This is a genomic window from Novosphingobium sp. (assembly GCF_019748365.1).
In the GTDB taxonomy this organism is placed as follows: Bacteria; Pseudomonadota; Alphaproteobacteria; order Sphingomonadales; family Sphingomonadaceae; genus Novosphingobium.
Map to the genome: position 1 here is coordinate 1 of NZ_JAIEPN010000121.1, position 19,325 is coordinate 19,325.

The 19,325-nt window shown below is 64.8% G+C and carries 17 protein-coding genes; 3 read left to right on the top strand and 14 right to left on the bottom strand.

Translation table 11 applies throughout. From position 1 onward, the window contains the following. The 11 genes from K5Q19_RS14400 to K5Q19_RS14450 all read right to left on the bottom strand — a co-directional run. Nucleotides 1-1,166 (bottom strand): aldehyde dehydrogenase family protein (locus K5Q19_RS14400; protein WP_292946422.1); only part of this gene is annotated, 1,166 nt, incomplete at its 3' end. A 45-nt stretch (nt 1,167-1,211) separates the two neighbouring features. Continuing rightward, nucleotides 1,212-3,332 (bottom strand): PQQ-dependent dehydrogenase, methanol/ethanol family, encoded by a 2,121-nt coding sequence (locus K5Q19_RS14405; protein ID WP_292946425.1) that lies wholly within the window; start codon nt 3,330-3,332, stop codon nt 1,212-1,214. Between the two features lie 72 nt (nt 3,333-3,404). Further along, the gene (locus tag K5Q19_RS14410) at nt 3,405-4,970 is read right to left on the bottom strand and encodes an AMP-binding protein (protein ID WP_292946427.1); all 1,566 of its coding nucleotides are present in this window, start codon (nt 4,968-4,970) and stop codon (nt 3,405-3,407) included. A gap of 7 nt (nt 4,971-4,977) precedes the next feature. Beyond that, nucleotides 4,978-5,763, bottom strand: a complete 786-nt coding sequence (locus tag K5Q19_RS14415) for a glutathione S-transferase family protein (protein WP_292946429.1) — start codon at nt 5,761-5,763, stop codon at nt 4,978-4,980. Further along, a complete protein-coding gene (locus K5Q19_RS14420) occupies nt 5,763-6,542 on the bottom strand; it encodes a glutathione S-transferase family protein (RefSeq protein WP_292946432.1) in 780 nt (259 codons plus the stop codon). Before K5Q19_RS14420 ends, K5Q19_RS14415 begins: the two co-directional genes overlap by 1 nt. 201 nt (nt 6,543-6,743) lie before the next feature. Next, nucleotides 6,744-7,103, bottom strand: a complete 360-nt coding sequence (locus K5Q19_RS14425) for a hypothetical protein (protein ID WP_292946435.1) — start codon at nt 7,101-7,103, stop codon at nt 6,744-6,746. After that, complete coding sequence (locus K5Q19_RS14430; RefSeq protein ID WP_292946438.1) at nt 7,103-7,513, bottom strand: cytochrome c; 411 nt, start codon at nt 7,511-7,513, stop codon at nt 7,103-7,105. Before K5Q19_RS14430 ends, K5Q19_RS14425 begins: the two co-directional genes overlap by 1 nt. Further along, a complete protein-coding gene (locus K5Q19_RS14435) occupies nt 7,510-9,084 on the bottom strand; it encodes an FAD-binding oxidoreductase (RefSeq protein ID WP_292946441.1) in 1,575 nt (524 codons plus the stop codon). The genes K5Q19_RS14430 and K5Q19_RS14435 overlap by 4 nt, the downstream gene beginning before the upstream one ends. A 209-nt stretch (nt 9,085-9,293) precedes the next feature. After that, a complete protein-coding gene (locus K5Q19_RS14440) occupies nt 9,294-9,791 on the bottom strand; it encodes a DUF3237 domain-containing protein (protein ID WP_292946444.1) in 498 nt (165 codons plus the stop codon). Between the two features lie 11 nt (nt 9,792-9,802). Next, entirely contained in the window at nt 9,803-11,974 is a 2,172-nt protein-coding gene (locus tag K5Q19_RS14445) for a PQQ-dependent dehydrogenase, methanol/ethanol family (RefSeq protein ID WP_292946447.1), read from the bottom strand. Next, entirely contained in the window at nt 11,971-12,828 is an 858-nt protein-coding gene (locus tag K5Q19_RS14450; RefSeq protein ID WP_292946450.1) for a hypothetical protein, read from the bottom strand. Before K5Q19_RS14450 ends, K5Q19_RS14445 begins: the two co-directional genes overlap by 4 nt. A 79-nt stretch (nt 12,829-12,907) precedes the next feature. On the opposite strand from K5Q19_RS14450, the gene K5Q19_RS14455 reads away from it, so the two are divergent. From K5Q19_RS14455 to K5Q19_RS14465, 3 genes are read left to right on the top strand one after another with little or no spacing between them, the layout of a single operon-like run. After that, nucleotides 12,908-13,297, top strand: a complete 390-nt coding sequence (locus K5Q19_RS14455) for a nuclear transport factor 2 family protein (protein ID WP_292946453.1) — start codon at nt 12,908-12,910, stop codon at nt 13,295-13,297. A gap of 11 nt (nt 13,298-13,308) precedes the next feature. After that, a complete protein-coding gene (locus K5Q19_RS14460) occupies nt 13,309-13,764 on the top strand; it encodes a nuclear transport factor 2 family protein (protein WP_292946456.1) in 456 nt (151 codons plus the stop codon). 7 nt (nt 13,765-13,771) lie between these two features. Next, nucleotides 13,772-14,512, top strand: coding sequence for an SDR family oxidoreductase (locus tag K5Q19_RS14465; protein ID WP_292946459.1), 741 nt, complete (start codon nt 13,772-13,774; stop codon nt 14,510-14,512). 232 nt (nt 14,513-14,744) lie between these two features. Here the strand turns inward: K5Q19_RS14465 and K5Q19_RS14470 are convergent, their stop codons facing one another. The 3 genes from K5Q19_RS14470 to K5Q19_RS14480 form a co-directional block, all read right to left on the bottom strand. Continuing rightward, the gene (locus K5Q19_RS14470; protein ID WP_292946503.1) at nt 14,745-16,214 is read right to left on the bottom strand and encodes an aldehyde dehydrogenase; all 1,470 of its coding nucleotides are present in this window, start codon (nt 16,212-16,214) and stop codon (nt 14,745-14,747) included. A 19-nt stretch (nt 16,215-16,233) separates the two neighbouring features. Then, nucleotides 16,234-16,650 carry a nuclear transport factor 2 family protein gene (locus tag K5Q19_RS14475; protein WP_292946462.1) on the bottom strand — a complete coding sequence of 139 codons (417 nt, stop codon included), beginning with the start codon at nt 16,648-16,650 and terminating at the stop codon, nt 16,234-16,236. A 156-nt stretch (nt 16,651-16,806) separates the two neighbouring features. Further along, nucleotides 16,807-19,191 carry a TonB-dependent receptor gene (locus K5Q19_RS14480; protein WP_292946465.1) on the bottom strand — a complete coding sequence of 795 codons (2,385 nt, stop codon included), beginning with the start codon at nt 19,189-19,191 and terminating at the stop codon, nt 16,807-16,809. Nucleotides 19,192-19,325: the final 134 nt, after the last annotated feature.

Here is a 19,325-nt window from a genome sequence, read left to right on the forward strand (position 1 = left end):
TCGTCGCTCGAGAACTTCATCAGCGGCATGACCGGGCCGAACTGCTCTTCCGCCACGATGCGCGCGTCTTCCGGCGGGTTGTCGAGGATGGTGATCGGCACGTAGTAGCCCGAGCCCGAAGGATCGACATCGCCGCCGACAAGGAACTTGTAGCCGTTGTCCTTGGCGTCCTGGATCAGCTCGCACACGCGGTCGAACTGCTTCTTGTTCTGGATCGGACCCACGCCGGTGCCCTGCTCCGAACCGTCACCCACCTTCACGTTCTTCGCGTATTCGGCAATGGCCGCGCTCAGCTCGTCGTAGATATCCTCGTGGATGTAGATGCGCTTGGCTGCCACGCAGATCTGGCCCGCGTTGGTGAAGCTCGACCAGAACAGCTGCTCGGCCACCTTCTGCACGTCGGCATCGGGCAGCACGATCGAGGCGTCGTTGCCGCCGAGTTCGAGCGTGATGCGCTTGAGGTCCTTCGAGGCGCCTTCCATGATCTTCTTGCCGGTCGCGGTCGAGCCGGTGAAGGTGATCTTGTCGATGTCCGGGTGCGCGGTGATCATCGGGCCGAGGGCATCCTCGCCAGTGATGATGTTGACGACGCCGGCCGGCACGATGTCCTTGATCAGCTCGGCAAAGCGCAGCGTGGTCAGCGGGGTGAACGGCGAGGGCTTGAGCACGATAGTGCAGCCCGAAAGCATCGCCGGGGCGATCTTCTGCACCGCCATCAGCAGAGGGAAGTTCCACGGCACGATGCCGCCGACAACGCCGACCGGCACGCGGCGGGTGCGGCTGAGGCGCGTCTCGCTGTCCTCGTTGATCGTCTCTTCGAGCGTCAGCGTCGACTGCGCGTTCATCATCGCCGAGCAGCCGCCGATTTCGAACTGGGCCTGCTGGTGCGGCTTGCCCTGCTCTGCCGTGAGCAGGCGGAACAGCTCGTCGAAGTTGGCATCGATCGCGGCAGCCATCTTCTGAATAACCACGCGGCGATCATCGACCGGGGTCTTCGACCAGGTCTTGAAAGCGCGGCGGGCAGCGGCCACGGCGCGGTCAAGCTCCTCGGCGCCGCAAGCCGGCACCTGGCCGATCACCTGCTCGTTTGCCGGGTTCACCACGTCGAGCGCGTTCGCCGTGGTCACCATCTCGCCGTCGATCAGATTGGGGTAGAGTTTGGTCATCGGTCTCTCCGTCCTCTATTGATTGTTCTAGTCTATAGCAGTTTGTCAGCGCGATGCCAGCGCCTTGTCTTCGTTGGCACGCTTGATGAGATACATGCGGATGGCCTCCGCGTCAGCGGGCTTGAGCGCCGACTTGAACGAAACCATGCCCAGTTCGTGGAGTTGCCCGCCGATCACGACAGCCTTCAGCGCGTCAGCGGAGTTGATGATCGCCGAGTGGCGCAGATCGGGGTTCAATCCGCCCGAAACCGCGGCATCGCCGTGGCAGACCGAGCAGTAGCGGCCATAGAGCTGCCCGCCGCGAGTCGCTTGCGCCTGGGTGCCGGTGAACGGCGGCGGATCGAGCACCATCTGGTTCATCGGCGGTGCCTCGGGCAGCTGGCCCTTGGCGCCCAGCTTGAACACCAGCAGACGGCTGATATTGCGCGTCGTGCCTGCCTTGTTGGCGAGCACGCCGGTGGCGATATCCCACACGCCGCCCCAGCCGACCATGATGGCGACATATTGCTCACCATCGATCGCATAGGTCATCGGCGCGGCAATGATCCCGGTCTGCGCGGGGAACGACCACAGCTTCTCGCCCTTGTTCGCGGTATAGGCGACAAATTCGCCCGCCGCCGTGCCCTGAAACACGAGGTTGCCGGCGGTCGAAAGCACCCCGCCATTCGACGGGCCGATCAGATCGACCTTCCACGCCGGCTTGCGGTTGGCGACATCCCAAGCGACCAGCTGGCCGGTGGTCGCCGCCTTGGCGCCCTCCTGCACCTTGGCATCAGCCGGCATCGCCACGGCATAGCCGTCGAGACCGGTCTGGAACCCGATGTCGGTCGGCTTCCAACCCGCCGCGGCCATATAGGGGAAGGCGGCAAGGTTGGTCGGGATATAGAGATAGCCGGTCTTGGGGCTGTAGCTCTGCGGCTGCCACGAATGCGCGCCAACCGCGCCGGGCAGGCTCACGAAAGGCTTGCCGGTCTTCTCGTACTGCGCCTCGGGGTTGATCGTCGGGCGCCCGGTCACGGGATCGATCGCGGTTGCCCAGTTCACCGGAACCCACGGCGTTGCCGAGAGGAACTTGCCCGTCTTCACATCCAGCACATAGACGTGCCCGTTCTTGGGCGCGTGCATCGCGACATGGCGCTTCTCGCCGCCGATCATCACGTCGGCGATGGTGATCTGCTGGTCCGAGTCGAAGTCCCAGCGGTCTTCCGGCGTTTCCTGGAAGTGCCAGGCATATTGCCCGGTATCGGCATTCACCGCCACGATCGACGAGGTGTAGAGGCTGTCGCCCTCACGCCCGTTCGCTGCCGGGTTCCACGGCTCGGCATTGCCGGTGCCGAAGAGGACGAGGTTGGTCTCCGGATCGTAGGTGATCGAATCCCAGACCGTGCCCCCACCGCCCAGCGTCCACCACTTGGTCTTGCCCCAGGTCTTGGCCGCGGCTTCGTGCGCGGCCTTGTTGAGGCCCTCGACGCCGAAGCCCTTGGCGGGGTTGCCCGGCACCGTGTTGAAGCGCCAGACTTCCTTGCCCGTCTCCGGATCATAGGCCGAAAGGTAGCCGCGCGCCTTGTATTCCGAGCCCGCCGCACCGATCAGCACGCGGCCCTTCACGATGCGCGGCGCGCCGGTGATCGTGTAGTCGGTCTGGTTGGGGACCGTGACCTTCTCCCAGATCAGCTTGCCGGTCTTCTGGTCGAGCGCCAGCAGGCGCCCATCGAGCGCCGCCACGAACACCTTGTCACCATAGAGCGCAACGCCGCGGTTCACCGCGTCGCAGCAGGTGCGCACCAGCGTCTCGCGCGGCACCTTGGGATCGTAGGACCACAGCGGCTTGCCCGTCTTCGCGTCGTAGGCCTTCACCATCGACCACGCGGTCGAGACGTAGAGCACGCCGTCATGCACCAGCGGAGTGGCTTCCTGCCCGCGCGCGGTGTCCATGTCCGCGTACCAGGCCAGACCCAGCTGGTCGACGTTGTACTCGTTCACCTGCTTGAGCGGCGAATAGCGCTGCTCAGCATAATCACGGCCATAGCTCAGCCATTCGCCTGCCGGCACGTTCAGCAGCATCGCTTCGGTAACCCCGGCCATGGCGCCCGATTGCGCCACCGCCCCCGCCGAAAGTGCGAGAACCGATGCCATTGCCAGCTTGCGAACGAACGAAACGCGCATACTTCTCTGCCCTCTCCTTGCGGCCCGACGTGTTGCGGGAATTCCTTAATCGCGTGTTTAAACGAGCGCGGATCAATTCACCATACGTTGCGCATCGCCCCAGTATTTTTTGCGCAGCGCCTTCTTGTCCATCTTGCCGGCGGCGGTGCGCGGAATGGCATCGATGAACTCGACCGACTTGGGCGCCTTGACCCCGCCCAGCCGCTGCTTGGCATAGGCGATGATTTCCTCGCCGGTGATGCCATCCGCCACGACCACCGCGTGAACCTGCTCGCCCCACTTCTCGTGCGGGATGCCGAAGACGCAGGCTTCGCGCACAGCGGCCAGTTCGGTCACGGCCGCTTCGACTTCGGCGGTGAACACGTTGAACCCGCCGGAGACGACCATGTCCTTCTTGCGGTCGACGATATAGAGATAGCCATCCGCATCGAACTTGCCGACGTCGCCGGTGTGGTGCCAGCCGAACTTGCGGATTTCGGCGGTCTCTTCGGGCTTCTCGAAGTAGGAATGCGTCACCAGCGCGCCGCGCACGCAGATTTCACCCGCCTCGCCCAGCGGCATGTGGTTGCCGTCATCGTCCATCAGCGTGACCTTGATCGAGCGCGTCGGCTTGCCGCACGAAGCGAGCTTTTCCGGCGCGTCCTTGGCAAACCGTGCAACATCCTCCGGCGGGAACCACGCGACAATCATCGGGCATTCGACCTGCCCATAGGCCTGGCACATGCAGGGGCCGAAGATCTCCACCGCCTGGCGCAGCTTTTCCGGGCTGCAGGGCGAACCGACGAGGATGAATATCTTGAGGCTCGAGTAATCGTGCTTGCCGATCTCCGGGCTCGCGAGGCACTGGTACATCGCCGTTGGCGGCAGGTACATGTGCGTGACCTTGTACTCCTCGATCGTGCGCAGCACCTGCTCGGCGTCAAAGCCCGGCAGGATCACCTGCGTCGCCCCAAGGCTCAGCGTCGAAAGCGCGATCGGGCCCGCCGCATGGGTGATCGGCGCGGAAACCAGCGCTACGGGCGAGTCGGTGCGCCCGCCCATGCCGTCCGCCGCAGTCTCGATCATCGTTCCCCAGCCGAGGTTGGTCACGTTCGCGCCCTTCGAAGGGCCGGTCGTGCCGCCGGTCGGAAAGATGCCGACCATGTCCATCAGGTTGCCGAAAGCATCGGTTTCGGGCTCGACGAAATCGGCTTCGCTGACACCGGCCATGAATTCCTCAAGGCTCGGATCATCGCCCATCCGCTGGTCGAGGCACACGAAGTGCTGCAGCGTCGGGCACAGGTCCTTCAATTGCTGCACCTCATCCGCCTTGGACGAGTGATAGACCATCCACTTCAGCCGCACATAGTTGATGTAGGCGGCATTGGCCTCGATCGCGTTGCGCGTGTTGACCGGGATCCACTTGCCGTTGGCGCGCCACATCGCCAGCACCACCACCAGCAGCATGCCGTCATTAGGACCATAAAGCCCGAGCAGGTCCTGATTCTCGAACCCGCCCCGCTGCAGCGCGGCCGCCACGCGTTCGGTGAGCGCCTTTGTCTCGGCAAACGTCAGCCTGAGGCCGCTCTCGGTATCGATGATCGCGAGGCGCTGCGGGTCGCGATCGTGGCCGCGGTCAAAGTAGTCGATGGCACGCATTGTGCAGTTATCCCCAACGGTTGATTTCCGGGCCGGGTGCCCATGTCTTAAGTGGTTCCGGCGTGCTGGCCATGGCCATAGCTGCCAGAATACAGGGCCGAACCGCCACACGGGCGAGCCAGGCGCGCGTGCGCGGCCGTTCGGCAAAAGCGGCCGGGCGGATCGGCTCCATCCCCGCCAGCCAGCTGTAGGTGACGAGATCGGCAATCGAGAAATCGCCCATCAGGAAATCGCGCCCGTCCGCGAGCTTGTCCTCGCAGCGCTGCGCGGTCTGATCGACCTTGGCCTCGCTATCGGCCACTTGCGCGGCGTCGATCGTGCCATCATGCAGCGCCTGCCAGCGCGCGCGCAGATCATCGGAGACGATCGCTGCGGTCAGCGCCGCAAAGTCGTCTGCCGGGATCGCCGCAATCGCCGCCTGCGAGGATGCCAGATTGCCCAGCAGCGCGGCCGCCGGCGAAAGGCGCTCGGTGATCTGGCGGCACCACATCAGCATTTCCCAATGGGCATAGGCGTCATCGGGCTGCAGCCCGCAGCCCCCCGCCAGTTCATCGAGATACTGCGCGAGGAACACCGATTCGGTCATCGCCTCGCCGCCCGCCACCAGCACCGGCCCCTCGCCCTCGATCCCGAGGTCGAGCGCAATCGGCTCGGCAATGCCGGGCAGGCTGTGCCGAGCGCCCGCCAGCAGCGCGATCGGCCGGCAGGGAATGTCGAGCCCGCTTTCGGCCAGCGCCGCCAGCACCGTGAGCGAGGCCCCGTTGGGCTCGCCGTGATAGAGCACCGCGCCCATCAGATGATCCCTTCCATCACAAGGCTGTAGCGCGCCGCCATGTCGGTCTTGCCCATCGCCCAGGTCTTGCGCACCGCCTCGCGCTCATAGACGCGCTTCAGCCAGCGCATGATGTTGGGGGTCTTGTCCTTGCTGGCGAGATCGGGCTGCGAGAGCGGGAGCGAATAGGTCGAATTGAAGATGTTGATATCGGCAAGGCTATAGGCATCCGAACCAACGTAATCGCGCTTGCCCAGCTCTTCCTCCAGCTTGGCGACGCCCAGCGCCACGCGGCGGCGGCTTTCGGCCATTTCCTCGGCACTGAAATCGCCATTGATCGCCTTCTTCCACGCCCGGCGCCGCTCGGGCAGCGGTATTCGCTCGATCGCGGCGGCCAGTTCCTCAGGGTCGCGCTCACGCACCCGGGGCCCCACGAAGACGCTCCAGCCGATCATCGAGAAGCTGGGGCCAAGCCACTGGTCCATGAACTTCATCCACCAGCGCACCCGCCAGCGGTCCTGCGCATCCGCGGGCATCAGGTCCGGCCCCGCGAACGCCGCGTTCACGTATTCCATGATCGCGGTGCTTTCCGTCAGCACGCGCGAACCCCAGGCCCCCCGGTGCGTCATCGCCGGGATCGTCCCCTGCGGATTGATCGCGAGGTATTCCGGCTTGTGCTGATCGAACTGCAGCATATCGATGTAGTGGCTGGCAAAGGGGACGCCCTTTTCCATCAGCGCCAGCATCGGCTTGCCCGAATTGGCGTTGGGCTCCCAGTGATAGAGCGTCACGTCGGTCATGCGTTGAGCACCATGGCAGCCAAGCTCTCCCCCGACTCCGGACACGCGGAGCTGATTGTTAGTGTTGCATACTAAATCAGCCCGCCTGACGGTTCAAGCAGTCCTGCCCGCTAAGGCAGGATTCCGGCACCCGCTTAGGCGCACATGGCCCGCCGCGCTAAGCGCTCCGGAGCGGTCAAGTTTCACGCAGGGAAACTGCCCTCAGCGCGCGGCCATGCTCCAGCGCAGCAGGCCGTCATGTCCGGAGAGCGGCGCCGAGGTCCGCGTCTCGGCGGTCCGCCTGAGGCCCTGCTCTTCGAGCAGCCCGCGCAGTACCGTCCAGTCACTCCACCGCGTCAGCCCCTCGACCCGCTCCGCATCCGCCAGAGCGGCATGGGCATCGCGCAAGGACACCACGGCCAGGTCGATCCCGCGCCCGCCCGCAAAGCTGGCGGATTCGGCAAGGCGGCTGTCGTAAACCACCACGGCCTCGGCCTGCGCTGCGTGGGCCGCAACCGGCACAGCCGCGACCGCGCCGGCCAGAACGCCACTCTTGAGCACGTCGCGCCGGGTCGTCCGCATCAGCCCGCCTTCCCGAGATACTTGGAAACCGCCTCAAGCTCGGCCTCGGTCACATCGACCTTCGTCTGCGCCGGCATCGCGCCCTTGCCCATGCGCACCACGCTCTTCACGTAGTCCGCCGTCAGGTCGGTGCGGTTGGCGAGAAGGCCCTTGTCCGGCGTCTCGCCCATCATCATCCGCTGCTTCGTCAGCAGGTTGGTGCCCATGCCTCCGACGAGGTGGCAGTATCCGCAATGGACCTCGAACAGGGTCTTGCCGTCCCCGCTGGGTTTCAGCCGGTCACCGGCAGGCGCTTCGGGCCGCACGATGTAGGGCGGCATCATCATTGGCGGAGGATCGGCGAGAACAGCACTGCCGCCCGCTAAAACGAGCCCCGCAAAAAGCACCGCGCGAGAGAGCATCCTCGTCATGCCTTGCCTCCACGCTGTGCGGCATAGGCCGCCGGCCAGATCCCCTGCTTGCCTGGCGCAACGATTCCATTGGGATCGAGCGCGTTCTTCACTTTCTCGGTCATCCGCCGCAGCGCCTGATTGTTGAAGCCGAAGGTATCGGCCACCGGGTCCATCCAGCCCAGATGCGTGCGGTACTCGGCATAGCCCGCCTTGGCCGTCTCCACGATCAGCGCATCGAACAGCTTGCGCATGTTCGCCACCATTTCCGGTTGATCGCGATCATACATCAGCATGTTGATATTGTTGGCAAAGCGCCCGCCGATAGTGAAGCTCGCATAGAAGTCCACATCGTGATCGGCAATGATCTTCCGGCTGCGCTTCAGTTGGTCCATCACGTGATGGCCTGTCGCTGGCACCACGGGCGAGAAGCCCATGTGCGCCCCGCGCCCGCCGATCCAGTCGGACATCTGCAGCGGCACAGCAGAGGGCACACCCATCGTCGTCTCGTACTGGCCGATGGGATCACCCTGCCGCCACCAATGCTCGGCAGGCGCCGCATCAAGGTGCCGCTTCATCGCCGCCTTGACCACTTCCGCGCGCGCCCTGACCACCGGCTCCTCGCCATAGAGCCTGAGCGCCACCTGCCAGTAGCCCAGCTTGTACTGCTTCAGCAGCTCCTGCACCCGCCATTCGGGGATCGCCCCCGGCTTGTCCCAGAAGTCCTTGCGCTGGCCTTTCAGCACCATCTTGCCCAGCCACGAGGGCACGAACACGTTCTGGTCGATCAGGCCCGAAATCTTGAGCGGGGCAATCGTGTCGATCACCCAGGCAATGTCTTCCTCGTTCGGGATATCCCAGACGATCTCGAGGCTGGTTTCGGGCGCAGGCTGCAGCCACACGCCCGCCTTGGTCACCACACCCAGGTTCGATTGCGTGAACGCCAGATCGAAGGTCGGCCCATAGCTGAACGGGAACAAGTGCCAGGCGGGGTTCCCCTCCATCGCGCCCATGCCGGTGCGCACCAGATCGCCGTCGGGCAGCACCGCCTCGATCCCGCACAGGTTGCGCGCATGGAGGCCATACGAGGTATACCCGATCCCGTGATCGAGCGCGTTGCCCAGCACCGATCCCCAGGCATTGCCCGGCACCGAAAGCCACAGCGGCGCCTTTTCGCGCTGGATCGCGTCGTAAAGATCAAAGAAGCCCACCCCCGGCTCGACCACGCAGTAGGACAGCTTGCTGTCGAGCTCGAGGATCTTGTTCATGCGCCCAAGGTCGAGCACGATCGAGCCCGCCAGGCGCGGTGCGGCGGTGCCGTATCCCAGGTTCTTGCCGCGCGCGACGGGCCAGAGCGGCGTCTTGTGCTCGTTCGCCAGCCGCACGATCGCGCGCACTTCCTCGACACTCGCGGGCGCAATCGCCGCGCCTGCGGGCCATTCCTCGGACGAGCCCGGCGCATAGACATCGGAATAGGCGTCGCGGTCGGCGTCGCTCGCCATGACCCAATCCTTGCCCACCACCTTAGCCGAGGCGGCAAGCATCGCATCAAACGCTTTGGGGCTGACGCGGGGCGGCAGATGCAGCTTCACCGGCGGTATTCTCCCATGTCTATTTTCTACCAATTGTTAGCGTTGTGCCGCGAGACGCGTTTGTCGTCAAGCAAAACTCCTCAATCCGTTCGTCCCGAGTGAAGTCGAGGGACATGGGCCGAGCGAAGCCGAGGCCCCGTCCAACCCGTTCTCGGCTTCGCTCGAACTTGGCCCCTCGACTACGCTCGGGACGAACGGATCTGGGCAATTCACGTCAGCGCATAATACCGCACGTGATTGCCATCGGGCCGCCGCTCGCCGACGCCGATGAACACGTGCCGCGTCAGCCAGTCATGCGGCCCCTTGCTGGTTTCAAATGTCGGCTGCGCGCGCAGATAGTATTCGGCATGTGGCACCGGCGCGCCGCCCGCAAAAGCCCAGTTGCGCAGCCGCTCCATCGTCCCCGGCTCGCGGCCCCACAGGAACCCCTTGTTCTGCATGTAGATCAGCGTGCCATCATCGACCTCGAGCATATAGCGCGCATCGAACACCGCGGTGTCATCGGGCCGGAAGAAGGCATAATCGCCCCCCGAATTGGGCACTGCACGGCCCTTCAGCCGCGGCCCCTCGAACTCGCCGCTGTCGACATAGACCGCGCTGCGCATGCCCCCCGTCGGCACATCGGGGATCGCCTGCACCCGCGTGAAGCGCAAGGTGCAGGCAAAGGCGAACTCAAGTCGCGGGTTGTCGAGAGTGGAGAAGTCCATGGTGCAACCCTTCAGTAATTCGAGAGAATGGTCAGGCTCGGCCCATCCAGCGGCTTGCCCGCCTTCACCTTCGCCAGTTCATCGGCCCGCGTCTGCTTCTGCTGGTCGATCAGATAGGCGTGGATCGCATCGGCATCGCCGGGCGAGAGGATATCATCCCAGCGCGGCATCCCGCCCGGCACGAGCGCGCCTTCCAATACAATCTGGCGGAACATTTCGTGCGTCCCCGGCTGCATCCGGCGCAAATCCGGCGTGATCGAGCGGTGCCGGTTGGCATGGCAGATCGCGCAATTGCCGAAGAACAACCCCTGCCCGCGCGCGATGGTCTCCGCTGTCACGCCCGCCGCCTGCGCCGGCGGCTCGGGCGCGACTTCCAGCGGCGGCAGGAGCGGCGGCTGTTTCACCTTGCCCCCGCCCAGCCTGAACACCAGCAGCCGGTTGAGGTTCCCCCGGTCATAAGCCGCCGCATAGCGCGGCACGAACGGGAACCCGCCTCCGCCCCACCCGGCCATGACCGCGATATACTGCACACCGTTCACTTCGTAGGTCATCGGCGCCGCCATGATCGGCGTGCCCGTTTCGATGCGCTTCAGCACCGCGCCGGTCCTGGCGTCGCGCACATAAAGCCGCCCGCCCACATCGCCGTGGATCAGCAGCCCCGAGGCTGTCGTCAGCACGCCCGCGCGGTCCTGCCAGCCCGCGGTGTTCGCCGCCCACACCGTCCGCCCCGTCAGCGGCTCGATCGCCCGGATCTGCGCGGTGCCGGGATCCTTCAGCGCCTCGGCATAAGCGGGCAGCGCACGCACCGCATCGGCGATAGGCGGCGGGAACATCGCCAGCGCGTCCTTGACGTCGGTCGTGAAGATCAGCGCCGCATCGTTGTTGAGCCCGCGCGCCTTCAAGGGCTTCTGCCCCGGCGTCATGAAGATCAGGTTCCCGAGATCGAGCACCGCCGCATAGTAGAGCCCGGTTGCCGGATCGAACGACGCGGGATGCCAGTTGCGCGCGCCGGGTGTGGCCGGAAACACGATCTTCGGCCCTGCGGTATAGTCGCTGTCCTCAGGCGTCAGGATCGGCCGTCCGGTGGCGGGATCGATGCCCTTGGCCCAGTTCATCCGCACCAGCGGATTGGCCTTGAGCAGTTTCCCGCTCGCCCGGTCAATCACATAGAGGAAGCCGTTCTTGGGCGCATGGAGGATCACGGAGCGATCCGCCCCATCCACCTTGAGGTGCGTCAGGATCAGCGGCTGGGTCGAGGTGAAGTCCCAGTTGTCCCCCGGCGTCTCCTGATAGTGCCAGACCATCCGGCCCGTCTTGGGATCAAGCGCGACCAGACTGCCGAGATAGAGGTTGTCCCCGCCCGCAGGGCTGCGCTTCGAAGTCGCGTAGGGTCCGCCATTGCCGGTGCCGACGAGCAGGTACCCGGTCTCGGGATCGAACACGATCGCATCCCACGGCGCCCCGCCGCCGCCCACATCCCAGCGGCTCTTCGGGTCCCAGGTCTTCAGCGCCGCTTCAAGCTCGGGCGTTTCCTGCGGTCCCAGCGCCGGATCCTTCGGCACCACGTGCCAGCGCCAGCGCAGCTTGCCCGTCTCCAGATCGAGCGCCGTGACATAGCCGCGCACGTCGTATTCCGCGCCCGCCATGCCGATGACGACGACATCGCCGGCAATCTCCGGCGCGCCGGTCGAATTGTCGCCCTTGCGGCGGTCTTCGATGAAGTCGGTCTTCCACACCACCGCGCCGGTCTTGGCATCGAGCGCATAGAGCCAGCCATCAAGCGTCGCGACATAGACCTTGCCCCGCGCCACCGCCACGCCGCGGTTGACCATGTCGCAGCACGCCGTGCGGTTGAGCTGCATGTCGACTTCGGGCTCGAAGGCCCAGAGCTGCTTGCCCGTCGCGGCATCGAAGGCATAGGCCCGGCCCGCAACGCCCGAGGTATAGAGCACCCCGCCGACCATCACCGGCGTCGCTTCCATCCCGCGCATGGTGCCCAGTTCGGCCTGCCAGGCGAGGCCCAGCGCGCCGACATTGCCCGCGTTGATCTGCGTCAGCGCCGAATGATGCGTCTTGCCCGCATCCCCGCCCGGGCTGGTCCATTCGCTACCGGCCCCGACCATGGGTGGCGCCGCGCCGAGTGCGCAGGCGGCGAGGACAGCAAGCGCAAACCGCCGGATCATAGCGAATCCCACGGGCTCGGCATCCGATAGGGCACCGTGATGAAGTTCGCCTCGATCTGCTCGATCATGCCATGGTCGATCTTGAACAGCTCGGAGATATAGAAGCTGTGCGGCCGCCGCACCGGGCTTTTCACCGTGCGCCCGTCGGTCAGCTGGTATTCGTCGATGCGGCCCGAATGGTCGATGAAGCCATAGGCCAGCACCAGCCCCCGCTCCTCGTCCACCAGCGGAAACCGCCGCGCGCGCAGGTCGTCGTCGTAGCGATAATTACCCATGCGGAACTGCTCCTCGCAGCCCAGCGCCGAGACCGGCACGATCTTCGCAAACTCCGGGTTGCGCGTCGTCTGGACGCCGTTTTCCACGCGGTTGCAATCGGGATGGAACTTCGTGTGGATCGTCCCGTCGTTCCGCTGCAGCGTATCGAAATAGCCGTTCGACAGCGCGATCATCTCCGCGCGCGGCACCGGGGCCACCACTTCGCGATGGAGGATCGGCTTGTCCCAATAACGCGGGTTCTCGAACTTGATGCCGCTGTCCGATTGCCGCACGATCAACATCTCGCACTCGGCGATCTGTCCGGACTCGGTGATCTTGAGCCGCAAAGTGAAGGCCGATTCCTCGATCGCCTCGATCACCGTGCCGAAATAGCCGACCTGCCCGGCTCGCGTATCGGCGAAGCGCAGCTGGTAATCGCCGAGCTTCTGGATCGTCCCCCACACCCCGTCGCCGATTTCGAGCATCACGTTGTTTTCGCTATGAAACGCGCCAGGAGCCCAGTCCAGCCGGGTGTGATCGCCTGCATTCAGCGCGGCGAGGAACGTGTCGAGTGCGGCGTAAAGACCAGCGCGGTCCATAATCTCTCCCATGAGGCTTTGACGCCTTTCGTTTTCCGGCATACCGTATCAAATGTTAGAATAAAAGGGGAGAGAGTCGATGGCGCGAACCGCCGCCGAACAGGCCAACCACGACCTCGTGATCGAGATGTACCACAAGGTCCTCATCGCCATGGATAGCTCTGCGGTCGACCGCTACATTTCGCCCGATTACATCCAGCACTCGATGCTTGCCCCGCCCGGCGTTGATGCGCTCAAAGCCTTTCTCGACCATGTAAAAGTGGAATCCCCCGATGCGAAGCAGACCATCCACCGCAGCTTTGCCGAGGGCGATCACGTGATCGTCCACACCCATGTCGAGCGCTGGCAGGGCGATCCAGGCCTTGCCGTGGTCGATATCTTCCGCTGCGAAAATGGCATGATCGTCGAGCACTGGGACGTGCTGCAGGACGTGCCCGCGAACCCCGTCAATCCCAACTCGATGTTCTGAAAGGAAGCCCGATGCGCCTCGCTGCCCTCTCCGCCCTTGCGCTGCTGGCCCTCGCCCCCGCTGCCGAAGCGAAGACCTGCAAGCTCACCCCCAAGCAGGTCGTCACCCAGTTCCTCCATGAATTCTACATCGAGAAGAAGGTGCGCTCCTCGTTCGAGAAGTGGGTCGATCCGGGCTATATCCAGCACAACCCCTATGCCCAGACCGGGCGCGAGGCGGCCATCGCGTTCCTCACGAAGTTCGTTGAAAGCACCCCCGGTCAGCGCACGAAGATCCACCGCATCATCGCGGACGGAAACCTTGTCGCCGCGCACAGCCACGGCTGGCAGGAAGACGGCACACCCGAACAGAAGCGCGGCTTTGCCGTGGTCGACATGTTCCGCGTAAAGGGCTGCAAGGTCATGGAACACTGGGACGTGATCAGCCCGGTGCCCGAAGTGTCCGCCAACACCAACACGATGTTCTGAGGGGCCGATGCGCTTTACCGACAAATGCGTCGTCATCCTTGGCGGCAATGCGGGGATCGGGCTTGCTGCGGCGAGGATGTTCGCCGCCGAGGGCGCGAAACTGGCAATCACCGGGCGCAACCGGGAGACCCTTGGCCTGGCTGCCGAGGAGCTGGGCGCGCTCGGTATCGTGGCGGACATGGGTGATGTCGCGCAGACCAAAGCTGCCCTCGCCGAAATCGAGCACAGCCTCGGCGGGATCGACGTGCTCTTCGTCAATGCCGGTGTCGGCGGATTCGCCGCCATGCCCCATGTTACCGAGGAGTTCTGGGACGGCATCCACAGTGTCAACCTGCGCGGCGCCTTCTTCGCGATCCAGAATGCGTTGCCGCTGCTGCGCGATGGCGGCGCGATCGTCATCACCGGTTCGATCGGCGCCGAACTCGCGCTGGCCGGCAATGTCGCCTATGCTTCGGCCAAGGCCGGCCTGCGCGCCATGGCGAGAACCGTCGGCAAGGAACTCCTCCCCCGCCAGATCCGCGTCAACATGGTGAGCCCCGGCCCGACCGAGACCGAAATCTTCAAGCGCGGCGCGAGCGAGGCGGAAATCGAAGCCACCCGTGCGATGCTCGGCGGTGTGGTGCCGCTGGGGCGCATGGGCGAAGCGGAGGAGGTGGCCCGCGCGGTCCTGTTCCTCGCCAGCAAGGAAGCCAGCTTCATCAACGGGGTCGATCTTTATGTCGACGGGGGATGTGTGGAGCTGGGATAACCCACAACGAGACCGTTCGTGTTGAGCGAAGTCGAGACACCACACGCAGCACTTGGTGTCTCGACTTCGCTCGACACGAACGGGGTTGAAGTCTGTTGGACCGCGATGACAACACACAGGATCGTCGGCCCGTGCTTGACACGGGCCTTGGCTTTTCTTTCCCAGCGCCGCGCCAGAAGAACAGCCAAGCCCCGTGTCAAGCACGGGGCGACGGAAAAGGTATCATCCGGGGTTAAAGCGCGCTTGGCACCCCATCCAGCAGCAAGGTCTTCACCTCCAGATAGGGCATGAACCCCTCGCGCCCGCCTTCGCGGCCGATGCCGGACTGCTTGAACCCGCCATAAGGCAGCCCGAAATCCATTCTGAGCCCGTTCTGGCCAAACCCGCCCGTGCGCACGCGCCGCCCGATGCGGTACGCCGCATCGACGTCAAACGTCAGCACCGACCCATTGAGGCCGAACCTGGAATCGTTGGCGATACGGATCATGTCCTCCTCGTCCTCCGCCGGGATCAGGCTGAGCACGGGGCCGAAGATTTCCTCCTGCGCAATGCGGCTGTCGTTGGGCACATTGGCGAACAAGGTCGGCTCGATGAAATAGCCCTGATTGAGATGCGCCGGACGCGCCCCGCCGCAGACCAGATCGGCAACCTTCCGGCCTTCCTCGATATACATCTCCACCCGGTCGCGTTGGCGCTTCATCGCGAGCGGCCCCAGCTGCGTCGCCGGGTTGTCCGAATGGCCGATCACCACCTTGCGCATCTCGCCGGCAATCGCATCCGCCAGCTCGTCATGCCGCGCGCGCGGCACGATCACGCGGCTCAGCATCGCGCAGACCTGCCCGCTCATCATCGTGATCGTGCCCGCCAGCATCTTCGCCGCCGCATCGATGGGGAAGTCATCGCGGACCAGCGCGGCGGATTTGCCGCCCAGTTCCAGCGTGCAGCGCGCGATCCGCTCCCCGCAAACCGCCGCGATGCGTTGGCCCGCCACAGTCGATCCGGTGAAGCTCACCTTGTCGACGCCGTGGTTGCACACGAGGTGATCGCTCGCCTCGCGGTGCCCCGTCACGAGGTTCACCACCCCCACCGGCAGCCCCGCGGCCTCTGCCGCCTCGGCAATGATATAGGCCTCAAGCGGCGTTTCGGGCGAAGGCTTCATGATCACCGGGCAGCCCGCGAGCAGCGCATAGGCCACCTTGTTGGCCATGATCCCGAACGGCCCGTTCCACGGCGCGATGGCCGCGACCACGCCGACCGGCTCATGCACGACAAACCCCGCAGCCGCGCCCATGCTCGGCCGCTGCTCCACAAAGGCAAAGCTCTCGGCCATCGCGGCAATCCCGCCGAGCACCGCGACCGATCCGCCATGCATCGGCCCGGCAAAGCTCGCGAGCCCGCCCATCTGCGCCGTCCAGCACCGCGCGAGTTCCGCGACCCGGCCTTCCAGATGCGCCACCATGCGCCGGAACGCGGCAATGCGCTCGGCCGGGGCCATGCCCGGCCAGGGCCCATGGTCGAACGCCGCCCGCGCCGCGGCGACCGCCGCGTCCATGTCGGCCTCATCGGCCTCGGCCACGCGGCCCACCACCTGCTCGGTGTCGGGCGAGATCAGCTCGATCAGGCGGCCGCTGTGCGCGGGCACCCAGCGCCCGCCGATGAAGAGATGTTCGGGATGGGCAATGGCAACGCCGTCGGGAAGCAGGGTCATCGGTCGGGTCCTCTCAGGCGTTATCGGCCAGTGGCGGGGGCAGCGCGCATTCGACTTTCTCGATCCGTCCGCCGTGCGTGGTGTAGAAGATGAACTGGCGGATTTCCTGCACGTCGCCCGCCTTAATCGGGAAGAAACCGGTCGCGCCCTTCGCATCAAGCGCCTCGCGCGTCAGGTCCTTCTTCGCGGCGATCCGCACGATCGCATCGATCGCTGTGCACGTCTCGCCCGCCGCAAAATTGAGGATCCGCACATGCTCGTCCACGTTGTCGTGAAGCCAGGCGTAGAAGTCCTTCAGTTCCTGCCGCGAGGTGATCACGATCCCGAAGAATTCCATCCGCGGCGGATCGACGTAGAAATCGGCAACCCCATCATAATCGCGCGCGTTGAACGCGGCGAGATAGCGCTCGTAGGCGGCCCGATCGAGCATCGCGCAGTCTCTCCCCTGACATCATGGCCGGATTCGGCCCGGCATGATTCTAACAAATGATAGCGTTGTAGCAAGCGCGCAGCACCCCGAAACGCAAAAAGGGGCAGCCCTTGCGAGGCCGCCCCTTCCCCCCATGAACCGGGTGCGTGCTTCGGGTCAGAACTTCTTCTGCACCGTAACCGCCCATTCGCGCGGCCGGCCGACCTGGCTGTAGATCGTGCCGGTGAACGCCTGCACCGCGGCGAAGCGGTAGGGCGTGTAGTACTTGTCGAAGAGGTTCTGCACTTCGAACGAGACCGACAGATCCTCTGGCTGGTTCCGCCAGGTCAGGCGCAGGTTGCCCAGCGTATAGGCCGCCGCATAGTCGATCGGCGCCCCCCCGGTGATCCGGCCGTTGTTGTTGCGGCCGAAGTAGCTGAGGTCGAAGCGCGGCGTGATCGAACCGGCTTTGCCAAGATCGGCGCGGTACTGCACGCCGAACGCCCACTTCCACTTCGGCGTCGCGATCGGATCGGTGAGCAGCACGGCATTGCCGACGCGCGGATCGATGCGCGACCATTCGCCGTCGAGGTAGCTGACCGAACCATCGAAGGCGAGACCTTCGATCGGATTGGCCTGCACTTCAAGCTCGACACCCTTGATCTTGCCGTCGCCCGCGTTCTGGCGCGCACCGCACGGCGCGTTCGAACCGAGCGAGGCGCAGGTGATCAGCGGCAGCTGCACATCCTTGTAATCGTTGTAGAAGCCCGAAATGTTCACCCGCAGACGGCGGTCGAACAAGTCGGTCTTCAGGCCGATCTCATATGCGGTGACCGTTTCCGGACCGAAGCTGCCGTTGAGCGCCTGGGGCGCATCGAACGGACGCGCGGTGACGCCGCCACCCTTGAAGCCGGTGCCGACCGTGACATAGGCCAGAACCTGCGGGCTGAAGCGGTAGTCCGCCGAAACGCGCCAGTCGACCTTGTTGCCGTCGAACGTCGCCTTCACGCCATTGAGCGCGCCGAGGAAGTACGAGACCGTGCCGTCGTAATTCTGGCGGATGAAGGTATAGTCCTTGTGTTCCTCGGTGTAGCGCAGGCCGCCCGTCAGCGTCAGACCCTCGATCGGCCGCGCGATCACAGTGCCGAACACGGCCTTGCTGTCCGCGTTCACCGGGTCATTGCCGAGGAACTGGAAGTTCAGACCCGGCGCGATGTAGCGGATGTCCTGCCGGGTGAAGTAGGTCGACTTCTGGTCGGAATAGAACCCGCCGAGGGTGAAATCGATCTTGTCACCGATCTTGCCGTTGAAGCGCAGTTCCTGGCTGAAGAACCAGAAGCTGAGGTCATTGTACCCCTGGCCGACCACGTTGAGGTCCGGCGTGAAGTCGTCGTCGGTGCCCCACTGCGTGCTGTATTGGCGGTAGGCGGTGATCGACTGGATGTTGAAGTTGTCACCCAGCTTGAACGTACCGTTGCCCGAAACGCCCCAGCCGGAGAACTTCGTCCGGTTCGGCATGTTGTAGCCGTCCTTGACCTGGCCCCAGGGCCCCGGGATCGACAGCCCCGGCGGCGGCGTGTTGCCCGGCGCATAGAAGTTGGCGAAGGTGCAGAAGCGGCCGCACAGGTAGGTGCTGCTCACCCGGGCCGGGTTCACCGAGGTAACAACTTCGGCGGCATTCGTGCGGTTTTCGTAGGTGTAGTCACCCGAGACGATGTAGTCGATGCTGTCGTTGGGGTTATAACGCAGCGAAGCGCGCAAGCCCGCGTAGTTGCGCTCGCCCAGCTTGTCGATCAGGCAGTTCTGGCCGCTGCTCGGCCGCGCGCCGATGCCTTGGGTGTTGTTCGGATAGACGCAGCCGTAGTCGAGCTGGTCGACATAGCCGTTCTGCCGCTTGTACACGCCCGACACGCGGCCATAAAGCCCCTCGGCCAGCTTGAAGTTGGCGCTCCCGCGCAGGTCGACGCGCTGGCGGCTGCCGTAGACGGCCTCCACCGTGCCCGAATTCTCGTCGGTCGGCTTCTTGGAAAAGAGCTTGATCGCGCCGCCGATCGAGTTGCGCCCGGTCAGCGTGCCCTGCGGCCCGCGCAGCACTTCCACGCGGTCGAGGTCGAGCAGGTCGAAGATGCCGCCGGTCAGCGTCGCGTAGTAGACATCGTCGATGTACATGCCCACGCCCGGTTCATAGGCGGGGTTGAAGTCGAACTGGCCGATGCCACGGATCGAGGCGCCGAGCGAGGAACCATAGGCACCGCCCTGCGCATTGAGCACCACGTTGGGCGCCTGCGCCGCGATCTGCGAAAGGTCCGTCTGGTTGCGCGAGGCGAGCAGGTTCGCATCGATCGCGGTGATCGAAAGCGGCGTATCCTGCAGCTTCTGCGAACGGAACTGCGCGGTAACGACGATTTCCTTGATCTCGCCCGCGTCGCTGGTCGCCGCAGCGTCCTGAGGTTGTGCCTGCGGAGCCTGCTGCGCCGAGGCTGGAACTGTGAGGCCGCAAGCAAGCGCAAGCGCACTGCCGGCAGCAAAAAGACGCAATGATAGCGTGGGTGTCTTCGCCATGGGTGAACCCCTCTCCTTGTGAAGCCCTCTGCGGGACTGTTCTACCGTTTGTTAGTAAGACATACTAATTTGTCCTTGGCAAGACCCTTCCGCTGCCCGGCGCATAGGTCTTTTCCCCCGGCGCGCTATCGCCG